Source organism: Paenibacillus sp. MDV22-iso6 (assembly GCF_058408365.1).
Genome location: NZ_JBZVDZ010000011.1, coordinates 65,770 through 84,235 on the forward strand (window position 1 = coordinate 65,770; position 18,466 = coordinate 84,235).

9 protein-coding genes are annotated in these 18,466 nt (G+C 48.6%); all 9 read right to left on the reverse strand.

What is annotated here, in order from left to right; genetic code table 11:
* Positions 1-194: 194 nt before the first annotated feature.
* Entirely contained in the window at positions 195-2,972 is a 2,778-nt protein-coding gene (locus tag AC4PM4_RS26180; protein ID WP_072735473.1) for an alpha-mannosidase, read from the reverse strand.
* Between the two features lie 4 nt (positions 2,973-2,976).
* Positions 2,977-6,150 (reverse strand): beta-galactosidase, encoded by a 3,174-nt coding sequence (locus AC4PM4_RS26185; protein WP_491614882.1) that lies wholly within the window; start codon positions 6,148-6,150, stop codon positions 2,977-2,979.
* Positions 6,147-7,466, reverse strand: coding sequence for a glycoside hydrolase family 125 protein (locus AC4PM4_RS26190; RefSeq protein ID WP_063566095.1), 1,320 nt, complete (start codon positions 7,464-7,466; stop codon positions 6,147-6,149). Before AC4PM4_RS26190 ends, AC4PM4_RS26185 begins: the two co-directional genes overlap by 4 nt.
* Positions 7,467-7,757: 291 nt before the next feature.
* The gene (locus tag AC4PM4_RS26195; protein ID WP_491614884.1) at positions 7,758-10,865 is read right to left on the reverse strand and encodes an alpha-mannosidase; all 3,108 of its coding nucleotides are present in this window, start codon (positions 10,863-10,865) and stop codon (positions 7,758-7,760) included.
* Between the two features lie 4 nt (positions 10,866-10,869).
* Entirely contained in the window at positions 10,870-13,218 is a 2,349-nt protein-coding gene (locus AC4PM4_RS26200; protein WP_491614886.1) for a glycoside hydrolase family 3 N-terminal domain-containing protein, read from the reverse strand.
* Between the two features lie 34 nt (positions 13,219-13,252).
* A complete protein-coding gene (locus AC4PM4_RS26205) occupies positions 13,253-14,107 on the reverse strand; it encodes a carbohydrate ABC transporter permease (RefSeq protein ID WP_205525065.1) in 855 nt (284 codons plus the stop codon).
* A gap of 84 nt (positions 14,108-14,191) precedes the next feature.
* The gene (locus AC4PM4_RS26210; RefSeq protein WP_063566098.1) at positions 14,192-15,121 is read right to left on the reverse strand and encodes an ABC transporter permease; all 930 of its coding nucleotides are present in this window, start codon (positions 15,119-15,121) and stop codon (positions 14,192-14,194) included.
* A 75-nt stretch (positions 15,122-15,196) separates the two neighbouring features.
* On the reverse strand, positions 15,197-16,669 hold the full coding sequence (locus AC4PM4_RS26215; protein ID WP_063566099.1) for an ABC transporter substrate-binding protein: 1,473 nt from the start codon (positions 16,667-16,669) through the stop codon (positions 15,197-15,199).
* A 282-nt stretch (positions 16,670-16,951) separates the two neighbouring features.
* Positions 16,952-18,466, reverse strand: a complete 1,515-nt coding sequence (locus AC4PM4_RS26220) for a response regulator (RefSeq protein WP_491614888.1) — start codon at positions 18,464-18,466, stop codon at positions 16,952-16,954.

The following is an 18,466-nucleotide window of genomic DNA, read 5'->3' on the forward strand; positions in this document are numbered from 1 at the left end:
AACAATTGAATTTTACGATGACCATCATGATGGCAGGGTAACCTTCGATCGCTTGTAATTCTACTGTTCATTCTATATAAACTTGAGGAATAACTCAACATTTTCAGCTGGAAAAAGCATTATCCATTCCATGACAGTGCGCAGAACTTCGGTTAGACATTACACAAAAAATATATCCGATCACGCTTGGAATATTAACGACGTAACCCCACCGTAACAATCTCACAAGGTCCCGCTTGAAGAGCCCATTCTTTGCTGATTAAGGCAGTGGAAGATCCATTTATCATCGAAGAATTCAGTTTACCTGTCTCTTCTTCCAGAATGTTGCTCTGATATGCATCTTCCAATGCTTGCGGGATGGACTCAGAAGCAGCAAACTTCAACTCAGTCGTATTCGACCCCATATTATACCAACGCAACATCAGATCACCCGAATCTTCGTTCACCTTCAGTGAAGAAAACGCAAGACCGTCCCCTTGCCACTCAAAAGGTGTGTTGCTTGGCGTCAGGAATCCCGGGTGTACGTTCGTCTGAGCCAAAGTCCATGGAATCTGGAACTGATAAGCTTCAATGTACGCTCCGGATGTTGCTCCGTTCCCGTCATGAGGGATAATCTCCAGTTGGAAGGAATGCTCGCCAAGACACTGAGCTTCCGGTGTCGGGAACAATCCCCAGTCTCCAAGCTCTCCCACGGCACGAAGCAATGTCACCGCAATCGTATTCCGTCCATCCTCAAGAACCTCATATTCATTCAGACCGAGATTGGCTACAACCAACCCGGCCTGATCCTCGCTCACATCAACAAAACTTTGCTGATGCTGGGTGTTGCTCGGATTCTGCCATTCCGGTGCAGGCGTATTATCGCGAGTAGCAATTTCGAACATCGAGTCAACGTGATGAACAGCAGCTGTCAGATCCGTCGGGAAGAGTGCCCGCACCCGATGATCCTTCGCCTGATTGTTGAAGGTTGTTTCGAGCTTGATGCCTTTTCCACTGCGGCTTAACGACACAATGGTTCGGATCTTGAGCGTAACCATTTGTTTGGAACGTTGAGCTTTACGATGCGGATAATAGATAAGTTCCCGCTGCTCACGATCAAGCGTTTCGTCGGCGGATTCAGGAATCTCCCAATGATGAACAATTTCGTACGAAGCTCTGTAAGGCGCATCTTCGATAACTCGAATTTCTGCCCGAAGATCCTTCGTAGTCAGTGCTACTTCGTTCTCCGGTTGCTTGAACATGTACTCATTGCCGATATCACCGACATTTTCATACACGCCAAGATCTTTATACGTTCGGCCTGTCCGTTTATCCGTAAGTGCAAAAGATCCATTGTCTGCAATATTTACGATAAAATATTCATTTTCCATGCCACGTTCACCACGCAGCAGTGTATTTGAATTCGCGGCATTGCTGTCCATGCGAACCAAGGCATACGTCTTCAGGCCAAGTGCAGGCACATTCTCTGCTTCAAACGTAATGCTGACCCGACGGCAGCTATATGGCTGACGGAATCGATCATCCGGCAGATCATAGCCGAATTGCAGACCCAGATCCTCTACCGTACACGGAACTGGTTTGCCTTCTTCATCCACCAATATACGACCTGACAGGTCGATGGCATTCATTTTGGCTGCCATATCTTCCAATGAGAAACCGTCGCGGAAGTACAAACGGGCCGCATCCAGTTCAATCTGAACCACACCGCTGCGCTCCCATCCCGAAGTGTTAAACACAACCACAGGCCGGGCTTCATCACCATATCGTTCAAAGGTTGAAGTATCCACAGCTGCAGCGATTTGGCTGGTGCTATCCTCAATCAGGGCCTCAGCGACATGACGGCTCTTATCAAACCGTGTGACCATCTCGCGATGTACTTCGTCTACGCTACAGCCACAGATGCTGTCATGCGGATGATTCTGCATCAACGTTTTCCAGGCATAGGTAAACTGATCATGCGGATATGAATGACCCAGCAAATGCGCGAACGAAGCCAGTGGCTCAGCCACTTTTTCCAACATGGCTTGGCCCAGTTGGTTCATCTGTTTCAGATAAACGCGTGCGGAAGCCGTGTTGACCAGAGTGCCCCAGCCATCAGTACGCTGGCTGCGCAGCTCTCCTTTTACAACAGACAACTCCTGAACCGCAGATGCTTTCAACGCTGACAGATAATCCGGGAAGTTGGAGTGAACAAACTCGATATCGGGATACAATTGTTCAGCCATACGGATGGCTTCAGGCAGATCCTTCTGGATCGGCTGGTGATCACATCCATTCATGTACAGCAATTCATTGGTCGAAGCATATTTCTCCGCGTCAGCCAGCTTGGTTTCCCAGAACTTCCGAGCTGAAGCTTCGTCCACCGGAACCTCATTCCCGTTAGAGTACCAGTTGGCAAATAAAACACCGAGCACTTTAGATCCATCCGGACCTTCCCACATTAGCTCTGAGAAACTGGATTCGTATCCATCGTCAGACACCATGTTGTTGAAGCCCGTTGGCTTCACGCCTCGCCCAAAAAAGACATTATCGATGCCCGATTGCAGCATAAGCTGCGGTGTCTGTCCTACAAGTCCGAACGTATCTGGGAAGTATCCGATCTTTGAAGGTGTTCCGTAACGTTTGGCATCCCGATGTCCAACCTGCATATTACGTACGTTTGCTTCACCACTGGTCAGGAAGGCATCCTGCAAAATATACCAAGGCCCAATGACAATCCGGCCATCACGAATATGCTTCTCCAACCGTTCCTTCTGCTCAGGTCTAACCTGAAGATAGTCATCGATGATGATCGTCTGGCCGTCCAGGTAAAAGCTTTTAAAATCTGGCCCCTGATCGAGCTGATCCAGCAAGGCATCCACCAGTTGCACCAATCGCATATGATGCTTCTCATACGGCAAATACCATTCCCGATCCCAGTGCGTGTGAGAAATAATATGCGCTCTTTTCGATTTGCTTGTTGGTTTGGTCATTGTATTATTCCCCCTCTACCTCTTGTTGTACAATCTCTACTTCATCCGGACGATATACGGCTTGCAGCTGTCCGGCATCATCTGTGGCAAACAGCACCGAGCGATTTTTCTCCAACAGGAACGTATATATGACTCCCGTACGTGTATCTCTGACTTTCACCTCATGATTCAAAGCGAACTCCGATACAAATACGTACAGATTCCCTTTCGGGAAGCTCAGCTTCCGGCCATAAATCCCTGCCAGATCACCGCCAGATATCCATTCCAGTTCATTTTTAATACCAGCCACTTCTGACGCATATCGATACAGGTCAGCCAGCGGCTCATCCCGGCCATTCAGCTCCAGCGGCAGCGGGCTCCAGATCAACTTGCCTTTGCCTAATGGCAGTACTTCTACTTCATCAGGTGTATGATTCTCCGCATGAAGCAACGTTTCCTTTGCCACCTCGGCAATCCGGCGACGACCATACGTGACGCGGTGATTCACCCCGTTAATATTCAGCATTTCTTCTCGCTGTACGTTGCCCAGACTGCGCTGGCCAACAAGATGATCTGCTCGATCACTTCTCTTCCAATAAGCATCCAACCCGAGCGGGCCAGTAATAAGCAGCGTAGCTCCTTCATTCTCCGCGAAGTTGAATAGCTCACTTAAGGCATCACTGTCCATGTTGTGCGGACTCGGAACCATGATCAGCTTCGGTGGTTGCTGCTTCAATGCTTCCAGATGATACTCGGATACAGCCAGGAATGGCTGCTTCAGCTCATAAGCCATCACACGGGTCAATTTTGTAGTTGCATCGTAAGCCAGGGAACGGTTCGAGAAATCGTTGGAATACGGGAAGACCACCGCAATCTCCTCCAGCTCGCGATCGGTAAACAAGTCCCGAATCTGCTCCATGAATCGGCCAAAATCGTAAGACACATCGGCTTCAGGTTTTTCCGTACCATCCGCTCTCAGCGCTCCAATATGAGATTCATTGGCATTATCCATATAGAAGTTTGTATTCCAGATCCATTGCACTGCTCCTGCACCGCCTGTTGAGAAGGCATAGGCGTATTTGCGCTCCAGAATGCTGTGAAGCTCTTCCTCTGTACGTTTGGCCCGGCCATCCGGGGTTTCCACATACATGATGCCTGTCTCCTGAATGAGATTGGGTTTATGTGGTGTTTTGGCGAAAATGCCATCCCAGATCAGGTCATCGTTGAGCCACCAGGAATGCACGGTTGTATAATCCACTTCACGCTCGTAGAAGAACGGTGAAGGGCGCTGTGCTCCGAGAGCTTCATCCTGCCCTACGGTAACCAAATGATGGGGAACAAGATCCTTGATCGTGCCTACAAGCTCTCTCGCCCAAACATTATGCATCTCCATCGAGAAGAGACAGTAATCAAGCCAGCGTGTTCCTTTTTTAGCCTTGTGCATGTCCTGTACATCGAAATTGATCTCTTCCGGTTCAGGAATGACTGCTGCGGTGAAGTCAGGGAGCTGTTTAGGTGACATGTTCCATGCCTCCTGCAACGCTTCAATCGTCTGATGCCGCTGCTGAAGCCACTCGATAAACGCCTGCTGCTCATACGAATCTCTTGCCGAACGTGGCCCATCGGAGAATATGCGCACAGGATCAAACATCGACGGTTCATTAATCAAGTCCCAGTCCACATGTGTGGAATGTCTGTGACGACTAACAATGCTGCGAATGAAGCGTTTCTGTGCATCTACGCTCTGCGGGTCCAAATATGGATTTGTTCCTTCCCACGTCTCGGGTGTAAAGGAGAAAAAGGTGAACGTCACTTGAAGGCCGTGCCGTTTTGCCGTTAACAGGAACGCATCAATAGCACGCAGTACATCCTCAGACATATGACCATCCACCTGCATCATGTTGCGATAGGCAGTCCAGATTCCGGTCCGAATCCAGTTAATGCCGGCCTTCGCCATCTGTGCCATATCCCGATCCCATACATCCGCATTAGGAAGGAACAGGAATTTCCGTGCCACATCAGAGGTCATGTAGGTCATACCAACCACAGGCAATGGACGACCGTCTTTGATAAAATAATCTCTGCTGCGTGTAATGACTTCCCCTTCTGCCAACAAAGCTGCGTCCTGACCCCAGAAGCCTTGCCGCAGTATGCGAACTTCGCCATCCGGTGCCTGAACACGACCCACGATTCGGTACAGCCCGCTCTCGATTGAAACCGGAAGAAGAATGCGTTCAAAACGCTGTTCGCCGGAAAGTTCCAGCTCCAGTTGATGATTCCATACCTTCTCTACCGTGCTGTTTGTGCGATCTTCCCGTTCAACGGTTAAATCAAACGTCCACAGCTCCGGCTCACTTCGTCTGCTTCCCGCACGCTGTAGAATTTGAGTTTGGAGGATCAGTGAAGCTCGTTCACCCAATTCATACGAAGCATAGTTCGGCTTCAGAGATAGCTCGGTCACACCTTTGGCGCAATACTGCGCCCAGTTCACGATTTCGGCTGCTCCGTTCTGATCCCAGAAGGTAGCCGTCAAAGGCAGATGCACAAACAGCCAGCGCGAACCGGCAAACGTACTGCGGGAGTTTTCCCATAATACGATTGGGGCAGCGATGTTGCGACCATCCTTGCTGCGGCCGCGGAGCAGCGGAGAAATCTGCGTGCTCATCGGACCTGAGGAACCCATCTGATGTGGCAAATCGCTTGTTTTGGTTGTATGAGGTACCAGATTCCACGTATCCGCATTCTCGAACAGTCTCTCTTTGCCTGCAAGGAGTGGAATATCTTCTGAGGAAGTTAGTGAATCCACTTTGGCTGCGGATACCTTTAACGCCTCATGAATGTAAAGTTCCTGGTGATACGCCGTTTGTTCCGACTCGGAAATCCATGCCCCATTCTCCTGACGAACAGGACGTTTGAATGGTGCGCTACCAATGCTGATCAGACTTCCCCCCTGATGAAGAAAAGCTGCGATTTCGGTCCAAGCGGATTTAGGAAAATAAGGCGCATGCAGGTTCACGAAACACCCTTCACCTGCCGCTGTGCTCAAAGCCGAAGCCAATTCATCCGCGCCCACAACGATGATCTCTTCCGATGCTTTCCATGAATCAAGAGCACCTTGCGTTGGCAAAGTACCCTCCACTGGAAACGTTGGATCAGAGAAAATAATCAACTTGGTTCTCTTCACCTGTGCGCTACTCATAGCAAACCATCCTTCATGGATTTATAGACCAACTGGGAGAACAGGCTGTTGGACCAAGCAAACCATTTTCTCGTAAAAATCGTCGGATCATCGGCATGGAAACCTTCATGCATATATCCTGTATCCGCATCCGTTGCTTCCAGCATCCGAATGATTTCGAGCTTCTCTTCAGCAGACTGGGCCGTCAATCCTTGCATGGACAGACCCATATGCCAGATGTAATCCGGCGGTGTATGCGGGCTGCCGATTCCTTTGGCAACTTTGCCTTCATAATAGAACGGATTCTCTTTGCTGAGCGCAAAACGTCTCGTATTCTGATAGATCGGATCATCCGCTGTGACGTAGCCAAGATAAGGAATGGACATCAGTCCCGGTGTACCCGCATCATCCATCAGGCAGTAGTTGCCGAAACCATCCGTCTCATAGGCATAGATCGGGCCAAACTCGGGATGACGGTAAATACCGTACAGCTGAATACCATGATCTACTTCGGCTTCCAGATCCTTAAGCTCCTGTAGGAACTCCATATCCCGGAATACCCACTCCGCGAACTCCTGCATCTGACGCAGGGCAACCACGGCAAACATATTGCCTGGAATGTTGTAGTGGAAATCACACGCATCATCACTGGAACGGAAACCGGACCAGATCATGCCTGTGTAATTGACGGGCATACCTCGTCCGTTATTGCGAATTGAATCCGTAGCAATGCCGTTATTGCGGGTAAAGCTGTATGGTGACTTCTCCATGTGATGCTGCTCCACCCGGAACAAATCCACGATTTTGCGCATGGCGGCTTTGAAGCTGGAATCGAAAATATCGGTCAGTTCGGTTTCTTTCCAATATAAATAAGCGAGACGCACAACAAAGCACAAGGAATCAATCTCGAATTTGCGCTCCCACACCCAAGGTGACATCTCGGTCACGTCGGTGGTGTTCCAGTGCCAATCATTGGCTGTCTCGTTGAAGGCGTTGGCATACGGATCAATATGAACGTACTGGATGTGGCGCTTAATCAGACCACCAATAATGCGTTGCAGGTCTTGATCTTCCTTGGCAAATGGAATGTAATGCACCACTTGCTCCACAGAATCCCTTAGCCATGAAGCTGGAATATCGCCAGTGATGACAAATGTTGTGCCGTCGTCCATTAATTTAGTTGTTGTTTCAATCGTATTCGGGAAACAGTTCTTAAATAGTTGAAGCAGCTTCGGTCGATGTGACAGCTTCTGCTCTGCTTCTTTCATTACAGCCTGTACAGCTTGTGGCAATGCAACAGGTGGCATCGGTATTTTGGGTAGTCTGAATTGTTCCATGAATGAGTGCACTCCTTAAACAAATTGAATGGTGTAGCCGTAGCAAGATAAACTCATTAACTGTACACTGGACACTACGATTGCAGTACCATCTTCCGATCGCTGTTATCCCCAGATTTTTTTGATTCCCTTCTCCAATGGGAAAATCCGGGGATAGCGTATGCTTCCGATGTAGCTTTCTTTCAGAAAGCTTTTAGGCGAACACTTCGTTTCTCCATCTGGTTCTGCACTCTCCGTTGTCGTGTACATGTTTTAGTTCATCTTACATAGCTCAATATATTTCAAAAAGGTTTACCGTAATAGCACGGTTTTTATTTCGTAAGGTTTAAAAGATAATGTAATCTGACCATTGGTGGTATCCAAAGGCTCGCCTGCTTCTTCCAAAGCATTGGAGAGATAAGCTTGCTCAAATGCATGCGGCCATTGCAGCGTCACTCGTTCACGTGTGCCCGAAGACTCATAGAAACGGAGTACTGTACCGTTTCCTGCCTCTGCCGGTTTGACCGTATCCAAGATGACATGGTTGCTATCGAATTCAATCCATGATCCAGTTGCCGGGCGTACGCCTGCGTTCTGGTCCACCTGATGCACAGGCACTTCATGGTTTAATTCGGCTGCCTGACGTACCGTATGTGCACTTCTCCAGTCGCCTTCATGTGGATACAGGGAATAGGTGAAGTCATGTTCTCCAATATCCGCAGTCCGGTCAGGCCATCTCGGTGCACGCAACAAGGAAAGGCGAATCGTGCTTCCCTGTACGTCGTATCCATATTTGCAATCATTGAGCAGACTGACGCCATATCCGTGCTCGGCGACATCTGCGAAGCGGTGTCCGCACACTTCATACTGAGCTTGCTCCCAACTCGTGTTACGATGAGTTGGACGCTCCAATGCACCGAATGGAATTTCATAGGTCGCTTTGGAACTCACTACATCGATTGGGAAGCCCACTTTGAGCAATTTATGATCTTCATTCCAGCTTACATGGGTCTTGAAATCGATCCGTCGATTGTCATGATAGAACACCATATCCTGTGTTATCACAGACTGGTGAAGCTTCCACTGAAAACGAAGTACATCCTTCGTAGTACCTGCCAGAACCAGTTTTTTCTCCAAGAGTTCCACTTCTCCAGCAATCTGAGCCTCATAACGACTGTCGATATCCCAGGCATCCCAGAGCGTCGGACGGTCATGGAAAAAGTGAAATTGATTGCCGCGCTCACCTGGCTTCAGAATCTCGCGTTCTGCTGTCTTGTCCCACAAGCGGGATATCTCGCCACGCTCGCTGAACTGAACATGGTAATGCGCGGTTTCCCATGTATCTGTAAAGTTCTTTTGCCCGGCAATGCTCGCCATTTCCCGTACATTCGTTTCCCTTGCATTTTCCGGTACGAGCCAAATCGTCTTATGACCAAACGCTGGAATATCCGTCACCAGAACCGAAATTTGGCCATCTTCCTGATCCATGCGCAAACGCTGACCTTCTTCATCTATAACGTAACGATCCAATCCATCTTGCATTTGAAGTTGAACGACTTCACTTCGATTCCAACCAAGGCTGTTGAACACAACATAAGGAACAGAACCCTCTGGCCCCTGCGTGTTAATCCCCCTCGTTAATGCAGCAACACCTTGATTCAGTCCTGCTCTACCCAATTCGAATACCCGAATATACTCCTCATCCGACGTTACATAGGATTCCGTTATGGCCGAACCAGGGATAATATCATGGAATTGATTCAGTAAAATCAGCTTCCATCCATCATGCAACGCCAAACGCACTTCAGCATCCTGCTGCGGCTCCATATCCGGTAAGGCAAGTGTGTTCCAGAGCTCCGCTTCGCGATAAAGCACCTCAGCCTTCCGGTTGTTGCGCTTATTGCGACCATGGGTCGTATAGGTACCCCGGTGAAGCTCCAAATACAAGTCGCCATGCCACTTCGGAAGATCAGGCTGCGCCTTCTCGATTCCGTCAAAAAAGGCACAGGCGGTACTATAACCATTCTTCGGTTGGCCCACCATCAACTCAGAACGATCCACGTACTCCAACATCTCTCGCGTCACGCCGCCGCCACCATCGCCATGCCCGTACAGAAGCATATGCTCAGGATGCGCCGCCTTCTCGCGGTAAGACTGCCAATGATCATGAATGTCCTTCGGCAGCGTATGCTCGTTAACACCATGATTGAGATAAGACAGGATGGACGTGCCATCAATACCTACCCAGTGGAAAAGGTCATATGGAAATACGTTCGTATCATTCCATCCGAGCTTGGTCGTCATGAAGTACTCCACATTGCCATGCTTCAAAATCTGAGGCAGGGAAGCACAATAACCAAATGTATCTGGCAGCCATTCAATCTGTGATGTTTTGCCGAACTCCTCCATATAGAAGCGTTGACCATATAACATCTGACGAATCAGGGATTCCCCACTCGGAATGTTCAGATCCGGCTCAACCCACATCCCGCCAACCAGTTCCCAGCGTCCTTCGGCAATGCGCTTCTTCACCCGTTCATATAGCTCGGGATCATGTTCCTTCAGAAAAGCGTACAACAAAGGCTGGCTCTGGGAATAAACATACTCCGGGTATTCATTCATGAGTGCATCCACCGTGGAGAATGTACGACTGGTCTTGCGCACCGTCTCACGTACAGGCCACAGCCAGGCAATGTCAATGTGCGATTGCCCCACCATATGCTCCAAGCCTTCGGCGTTTCCACCAATCTCTCGCACTTCATGGATCAATCCTTCTTCGATACTGTGGATGCCATTCCCCTGCTTGACAGCGTCTTCTGTCAGACCTACGAATTGATCCATCGCCCGATAGATCGCTTCCAACAGTCGCACACGGCGAAAATCACTTTCCGGCAGCAGCACTGCGGAATCACGCACAATCGTGACCGTGTACATCAGGCTGCGGACAGGTTCATTCGGTCGCACCAACAAACTGCTAATTGATGTAATCGGCGGCTGAATAACCGCTTGTTGGTTCAGTGGATCTACAGGCTCGGGTACCGGATCGAATAACTCAATCTCAAGTTCAGGCTGAGCCCCTACTCGGGAAGGGTCGAGTGTTACATACGTATGATTACGATCCAGCCCCTGATAGGAATGTCCATTCACCCGAAGCAAGCCTTCCCCACCGGATTCAAATACAAGTCCGTAAGGTTCTTTCTGCCAGGAGGCAGGTACATCCAACCGTGTCCGGAAGAAATAGGTCGTTCCCTGATCACTCGGGAAACGATTCAACCCCTCGCCTTCTGGATAAGCCTTCTGATCTTCATATTGTCCTGGCACTTTATAATAAGCGCGGGTGATGTCCCAGCTGCGCAGCTCCATTTGCTCCAACCACTGACGTTCGGACAACTCGCGAATAAATCGTCTGATGCGTTCCAATTCCTTACGCCTCCTCTACCGTCAGCTCGGCGAACTGCGTATCTTTCACATGTCTTCCGATATGAATATGGAATTGTCCTGGTTCAACGACAGGCGTGAGATCACGACCGATATATTGCAGCTGCTCCGCTCCAATATGGAAGGCTACCGTCTTCGTCTCTCCAGGTTCCAAATTCACTTTTTCAAACCCCTTCAGCTCTTTAGCTGGACGTGCCACCCGGCTAACCACGTCGGATACATACATCTGAATGACTTCTGCACCTCTGCAAGACCCTGTATTGGTGACTTCCACTGATACGGTGACTGTCTCGTTGGCCGTCATCGATTCTGTACTTAGCTTCGGCTCACTGTAATCAAAAGTAGTATAGCTAAGCCCATATCCGAATGGATAACGAGGCTCCAGATCCTCTTCCAAATAACGCTTGCCGCGTGAACGTTTGCCATTATAGTAAATCGGTAATTGACCCACATGCTTCGGAATGGATACCGTCAGTTTACCGGACGGATTCACTTCGCCGAACAAAATGTCCGCAATGGCATGCCCACCCTCTTGACCTGGGTACCATGCTTCCAGAATGGCATCGGCATGTTCATCCACCCATGGCTCGGTGATCGGGCGACCGTTGATATAAACAATGACAAGTGTTTTGCCAAGCTTGTGGATCTCCTGAATCAGCTCCAGCTGGACTCCGGCGAGTCCAAGTGTCATGCGGTCAATGCCTTCTCCACACTCCATGTCATTCCATGAGTTATCGGACACATTGGAAGCACCTGTCTTCAGATCGATCGTTCCTTCACCAAAATCACGGGCACTCGAGCCGCCAACGACCATGATGACCGTATCGGCCTGACGTGCAGTTTCTATTGCGTGCTCGAACCCTTCTCTCGAATCACCCTTGATGCGACATCCCGGTGCATAGAAAACCTGATTTTCACTATTCGAATGTCCAGCTGAGCCATCTCCTTCGTGCCCACTCTCACTTACAGCAAGCTTACTGCGGATGCCATCCAGCACCGTAGCCACTTTGGACTTCGGTTGGGGGGAAGTATAATCGCCCAACTGGTTGTAGGCTTGGTCTGCATTAGGACCAATGACAGCAATTCGGCCCGCTGTTGCCGTCGACAGAGGTAACGTTGCAGCTTCATTTTTGAGCAATACCACACCTTCTGCAGCCAATTGGCGTGCCAGTTGAATATGCTCTTCACTGCCAATGACTTCTGCCGCTCGATCGGCATCCACATAAGGCTGCTCAAATAATCCCAGCTTGAATTTCAGTGCCAGCACACGGCGGACAGCTTGATCCAGTACATGCATTTCAAGTTTGCCTTCCGAGATCGCTTGCACCAGATATTGTCCAAACATCTCACCGGACATTTCCATATCAATACCAGCCTGAATGGCCTGTACGGATGCTTCCAATCCATCTGCCGCCACATCATGCCCACTTGCGAGCATGTTGATGGCTCCGCAGTCCGTAATCACCAGACCGTCAAAGCCCCAGTCTTTTCGCAGAACGTCATCCAGCAGTTCCGTATTAACCGTACACGGGATACCGTCGATTTCGTTATAAGCCGGCATAATGGATTGAGCGCCTGCTTCAACAGCTTTGCGGAACGGATACAGATCTACTTCCAGCAGCTCACGCCAGCCCATATGCACCGGTCCCGCATTGCGTCCACCTTCCGAGCTGCCATAACCGACAAAGTGTTTCAGTGTAGCCGCTACCGCATCCTCTTGGTCCAAACGCTCGCCCTGAAGTCCTTGCACGGAAGCAACAGCTAGCTCACCAATGAGATACGGGTCTTCACCAAAGCATTCCTCGGTACGCCCCCAGCGTGGATCACGTACAACATCCAGCACCGGAGAATACGTTACTGCACCCCCTTGAGCACGCGTCTCGCGAGCGACCGCCCGGCACATGTCACGGTACAGATCCACGTTCCAAGTACTTCCTAAGAGCAGGGGAACTGGATAGACCGTACCGTCAATCGCCATATGTCCGTGAGAGCATTCCTCTCCGATCAGAATGGGAATCCCCAGTCTGGAGTGCTCTACAGCATGGCGCTGAATAAGGTTTACTGCTTCTGCCCCTTCTCTGGCAGACAGTCCATTTTCAAGCGTAACACCCGTCCATGGATCTGCACGAAGTGCACCGTACAGGGAGCCTACGCCCCCGTTTTCCACCTGCTGCTTAAAGGATTCATTCAGCGTAATGTTCCCTTGATTATTGGTATATGTCTGCCAACCAAAAGGCTGGATGAGTTGACCCGCCTTTTCCTCCGTCGTCATTAAGCCCAGCAGATGTTCTACTCGCTCTTCCACGGATTTACTTTTGTCCTTATATATCATCATCCTTCGATACCTCCACCCTATAGAAGTGATTCGGTTACTCTTTGACAGCTCCGACCGTCAGACCCTGTACAAAGTAACGCTGGAAGAACGGATAAGCGAAAATAATCGGCAATGTAGCGAGAACCACCATGGCCATCCGTGAAGTATCCTGCGGGATGGATTGCATCGCCGCCAGACTCATCGAGCTGTTCGCCGAGTTCTGCTGGATGAACTGGATGCTGGACTCGATCCGCATCAGCATTGATTGCAGCGGTACGAGGTTGGGGTTATCGATATATAACAGCGCATTGAACCAATCGTTCCAGTAACCGAGCGTACTGAACAATCCGATTGTCGCCAGCCCTGGCAACGATAATGGAATAACAATCTTCATAAACGTATAGAATTCTCCGGCTCCATCAATTTTCGCGGATTCAATGACTGCATCCGGCACACTGGTTGAATAGAACGTACGCAGGATCATGATATAGAAGGCATTCATTGCAAGCGGCAGAACCAGTGCCCATATGCTATCTTTTAAATGAAGAAGTTGGGATACGACCATATAGGTCGGAATCATCCCGCCGTTGAACAACATGGTCAGAATGGCAAATATGGAGAAAAATCTCCGATAACGGAAACTCTTGCGGGAAATTGCATAAGCATACAGCGACATTAGAATCAGACTTATGATGGTACCCAGCACTGTCACCAGAATGGTTACCCCATAAGCACGCAGCAGCGTGTCTCCACTCTGCCACACAAACTGATAGGCTGCGAGACTCCATTCCTTCGGAATCAGTCGATACCCGTCACGGGCCAGTGCTTTCTCGTCCGTGAACGAGATGATAACTACAAACACGAAAGGAAATACACAGATTAAAGCGAATAGTCCGGCCAAAATATTCATAATGACGTTCCAACCATTGGATACATGATGGAAGTCGCGTTTTTTTACGATTTGAGCCACAGTGGTTCACTCCTTTCCCTTGTCCTAGAATAGGCTGCTATCTTTATCGATTTTGCGTACAACATAGTTGGAAATGATAACAAGCACGAAGCCTACAACGGATTGATACAATCCGGCAGCGGTACTCATGCCAATCTCACCACTTGTTTTCAAGCCACGATACACATAGGTATCAATAACATTGGTAACGGCATACAACGTACCCGAATCCCTTGGAACCTGATAGAAGAGACCAAAGTCGGCATAGAAGATGCGACCCACAGCCAGCAACGTCATAATAATAATGATAGGTGAGAGCAAAGGAATCGTAATGTTGCGGATCTGCTGCCATTTATTGGCGCCATCGATCATCGCTGCCTCATACAGCGACCGATCAATCCCCAGAATGGAAGCGAGATAGACAATGCTGTTGTACCCGATCGTTTTCCACAAAGCTACAAACACCAGGATATACGGCCAATACTTCGCTTCCGAATACCACTGAATCGGTTCCACACCGAACCACCCAATAATCTGGTTCAACATCCCCCGGTCCATGCTCAGGAAGCTGAACGCGAAATAACCGACAATAACCCAGGATAGGAAATACGGCAGGAACATACCTGTTTGATACAATTTGGCTAATCGTTTATTGACCAGCTCCGAGAGCAGAATTGCCAAACCTACAGCGAATACCAGCCCCAGAATAATAATGGCAAGGTTATAAAAAAGCGTGTTTCGAGTAATGAGCCAAGCATCGTTAGTGCTGAACAGGAATTTAAAGTTATCCCAACCCACCCATTCGCTCTTCATCAGACTGGCCCAGAAGCCTTCGCGGCTGAAACGATATTGTTTGAATGCTGCTACTGTACCAACCAATGGCAAGTAGGAAAAGAAGAAGAACCAGATGGCGCCTGGCAGCACCATGAACAGCATGACTCGGTTTCTAATCAGATTTTTCAAAAATGCGGTCATATGAAGATCCTCCTTCAGGCTTGAATGAAAAAGGATCGGGCGCAACAAGCAGCGGCCCGATCCCTGAATTTACCCTTACTTATTTGCCGCTCTCCAGGCATCAAGCTGGGTTTGGGCTTCAGCCATCACTTTTTCAAGTCCGGCTTGATTGAACTTCTCAATCACTTGCTCCAAATTGTTCTCTGGGTCCAGCGTACCTGTCATCAATGCGGCCCAGTATTGCTCTTTGACATTCTGCACAGCTGTCAGTTCCGACGACACCTTACTTGAGTCAAAGTTAAAGCTCAGAATTGGGGAATTTACACCCTCTGCATTAAACTTCTTAAACTCATCCCATTTGTTATCCGGGTCATTGTTGTTCAGATACAACAACATGTTGTTACCGAGGGAGTAAGAAGGCATATCGTAGTTCTTGGATTCAGCGAGATTTTCCATGTGCGTGTCATCCACTTTTTTGTAGTGAACGCCTTCAATACCGGAATCAACCATATTGCGCAGGACTGGATCTGTATTCAACAGGTTCAGAAACTCCATTGCTTTCTCCGGATATTCGGAGTTAGCCGAGATGGCCATGATCGAACCTTGTACAGACGTGTTAGTGATGATCGCATCACTAGCTGGTGTGGAAACTACCGGATATCCGTAACTTGCCGACCATTGGTTGTCTGCAAGCGGTTGAGTCTGTGCACGATCCAGGAACCAGTTGCCTGATGTAGTCAGGTCATTGGTAGAGCCTGTTGTTGCTGCCTCTGCAGATACATAACCAGCTTTATAGTATTTGCTCATCGTTTTGAGTGCTGCTTTCATTTCCGGAGTATCCAGAATGTTCACGATCTTGTAATCCGTTGTATCCAGTTTGATCGCCATTGGCAAATTCTGAATGACATAGTCATAAGGAACATAAGGAACGAAGTTTTTATCCATTCCAAATGGAGTCACGCTTGGCTCATTTTCCTTGATTGTTTTGAGCAAAGGCTCCAGACTGTCCAACGTACGGATATTGGAGATGTCCATTTTGTATTTATCTAGCAGCGTTTTGTTGAAACGCCATACCTCTTGTTGAGGCAGCTCCTTGTTGGCCGGAATTCCGTAATTGTGTCCGTCTACTTTCGAACCACTCAGGAATGCAGGATCAATCGTTTTAATAAGGTCCTGACCATATTTAGGGAGCAAGTCATCCAGTTCCAGGAATGCACCCTTTCTGGCATTTTGAACATAATCGAATCCGCCGGAAGAGGTGAACAGGATGTCCATTGGCTCGCCGGATGCTACGTTAACTTGCATTTTTTGCGGATAGTCACCCCAGTCAACCATTTTCATCGTTACTGTGGCATTGATTTTTTCTTTCGTGTACTTGCTGACTTCTTCCATCACTTTATTAACATCTTTCTGAGGGGTACCAATGGTGTACCAGATCAGCTCGACAGGAGCTTCTCCTGCTTCCCCTGATTCTGAAGCATCCTTGCTTCCTCCACAGGCGCTAAGAACGAGTGTAACCGCCATCAATAATGCAAGTACGAGAGAAAAACTTTTTCTTTGTTTACTCATTTCCTTGATCCTCCCTTTTCGTGTTCCCTTTAGCTCTACAAACTAACTGCTTTAACCTTATCGAATGAAAGCATTTTCAAAAAGAAGATAAACTTAATATTTCGAGGTACAAATTAAAGAGAAATCTGTACTGATTCATTAATTTGTACCTATTTGAATAAATCGCTTACATCAAAAAGACATGCTGAGTAACATTTGGCATCAACTCCATTGCATGCCCTCCTGTCCCCAGAATGTCTCATTCATTTCAGTCCACTGGTCCAATCGGTGATCCACTGAACATTATCCAAAAACCTTAAAATCGGTAGGTGAAATTCCCACATACTTGCGGAACTGTTTATAGAAATATCCGGTCTCCCAGTACCCGACATTCCTTGCAATCTCATGTACTTTCAGATTCGAATTGCGCAGCTGTTCCTTGGCACGTTCAATCCGGTATTTATTGATATATTCGGCAAAAGTCTCCCCGGTCTCCTTGTGGAACAGTTGTCCCAAATATACTGGATGAAGATGATAGTGAGCACCCAGCAGCTTCAGGGAAAGCTCTTCTGCGTAATGTTTGTCAATATGTTGAAGCACCTGGTTGACGATCGGATTCTTTAAATCCTGAAGCAGAGACTGAATCGTCTCCGTACCAACCTGCTGCAACGCCTGCACGAGTTCATCAAACGTTCCGCTGTCCAATACAAGGCGAAGTCCACGTTGGTAAATAGCCGATTCATCCGAATGTTTGATGCCCTCCAATTCCATCTTGAAGCGAATGACCACTTCCAGTGCGATGTTCTGCAACTCAGCCGGAGTAACCCCGTCGCGGTGCTGTTCAAAATCGACCCGAATCCGCTCCGCAAGCAGCTCTGCATTACGGGATAGAATGAGCTTCGCGTACTCCTTCCAATCGATCGAGAAGGAAGAAGCAGAGCTTCCACCCTTCTCCAATATGGCATGATCGATCACTTTGAGATCGGGATAGATCATCACATACTGGAGCGCCTTTTTCGCCTCCTGATAGCTTGTCGGCGCATGGTGAAGTCCACGTATCAGACTTCCTACCCCAATCAGAACAGCAGGATGTGTCTCACATAGCGCAGCGGATAATGCCTGAAGGCACTCCATAAACTTCTCTTTCTCGTCCTCGCCTGCATGCACATTGGCAACGATGACGATGTCCCCATCGATGTCATGAAATATATTCACATAGGACTTATCCTTCAGCATGTCCTCCACTCGCTCGAACATGCCGGATACTTCCCCTTTAGTTCGCAGGATAGCTACTGCAACATCGGGTGCATCCAGCGAAAGGTTCAAGAACTGAGCCCGTTCCTCGAATTCCGTGGCGGCAATCTGTCCCGTCAACCATCGGTGAAGAATGTTGTCTTTCAGAATCTGAACACCATAAGCATCATCCGTTTGAGGAGACAACGCATGGTCCAGCTTGGAAGCCGTATTGCGAAGCGTCGACTCCAGCTCTTCCACATTGATCGGTTTGAGCAGGTAATTTTCGATGCCTAGCTGCATGCCCTCTTTCAAATATTCAAACTCATTAAAACCACTTAAAATAATCACCTTGATCTCAGGCTGCAACTGCCTTGCTTCCCGAATCAGATCCAGACCATTCATGAATGGCATCGATATATCCGTGATCAGAATGTCCACAGGCTGCGCAGACAAGGCGTTTAATGCGGCCTGTCCATTGCCGGCATGACTTACAATTTCCATATCAAACGACGACCAATCCAAAATATCGTACAATCCTTCAATGATGAACGGTTCATCATCCACAATAAATACCTTGTACAT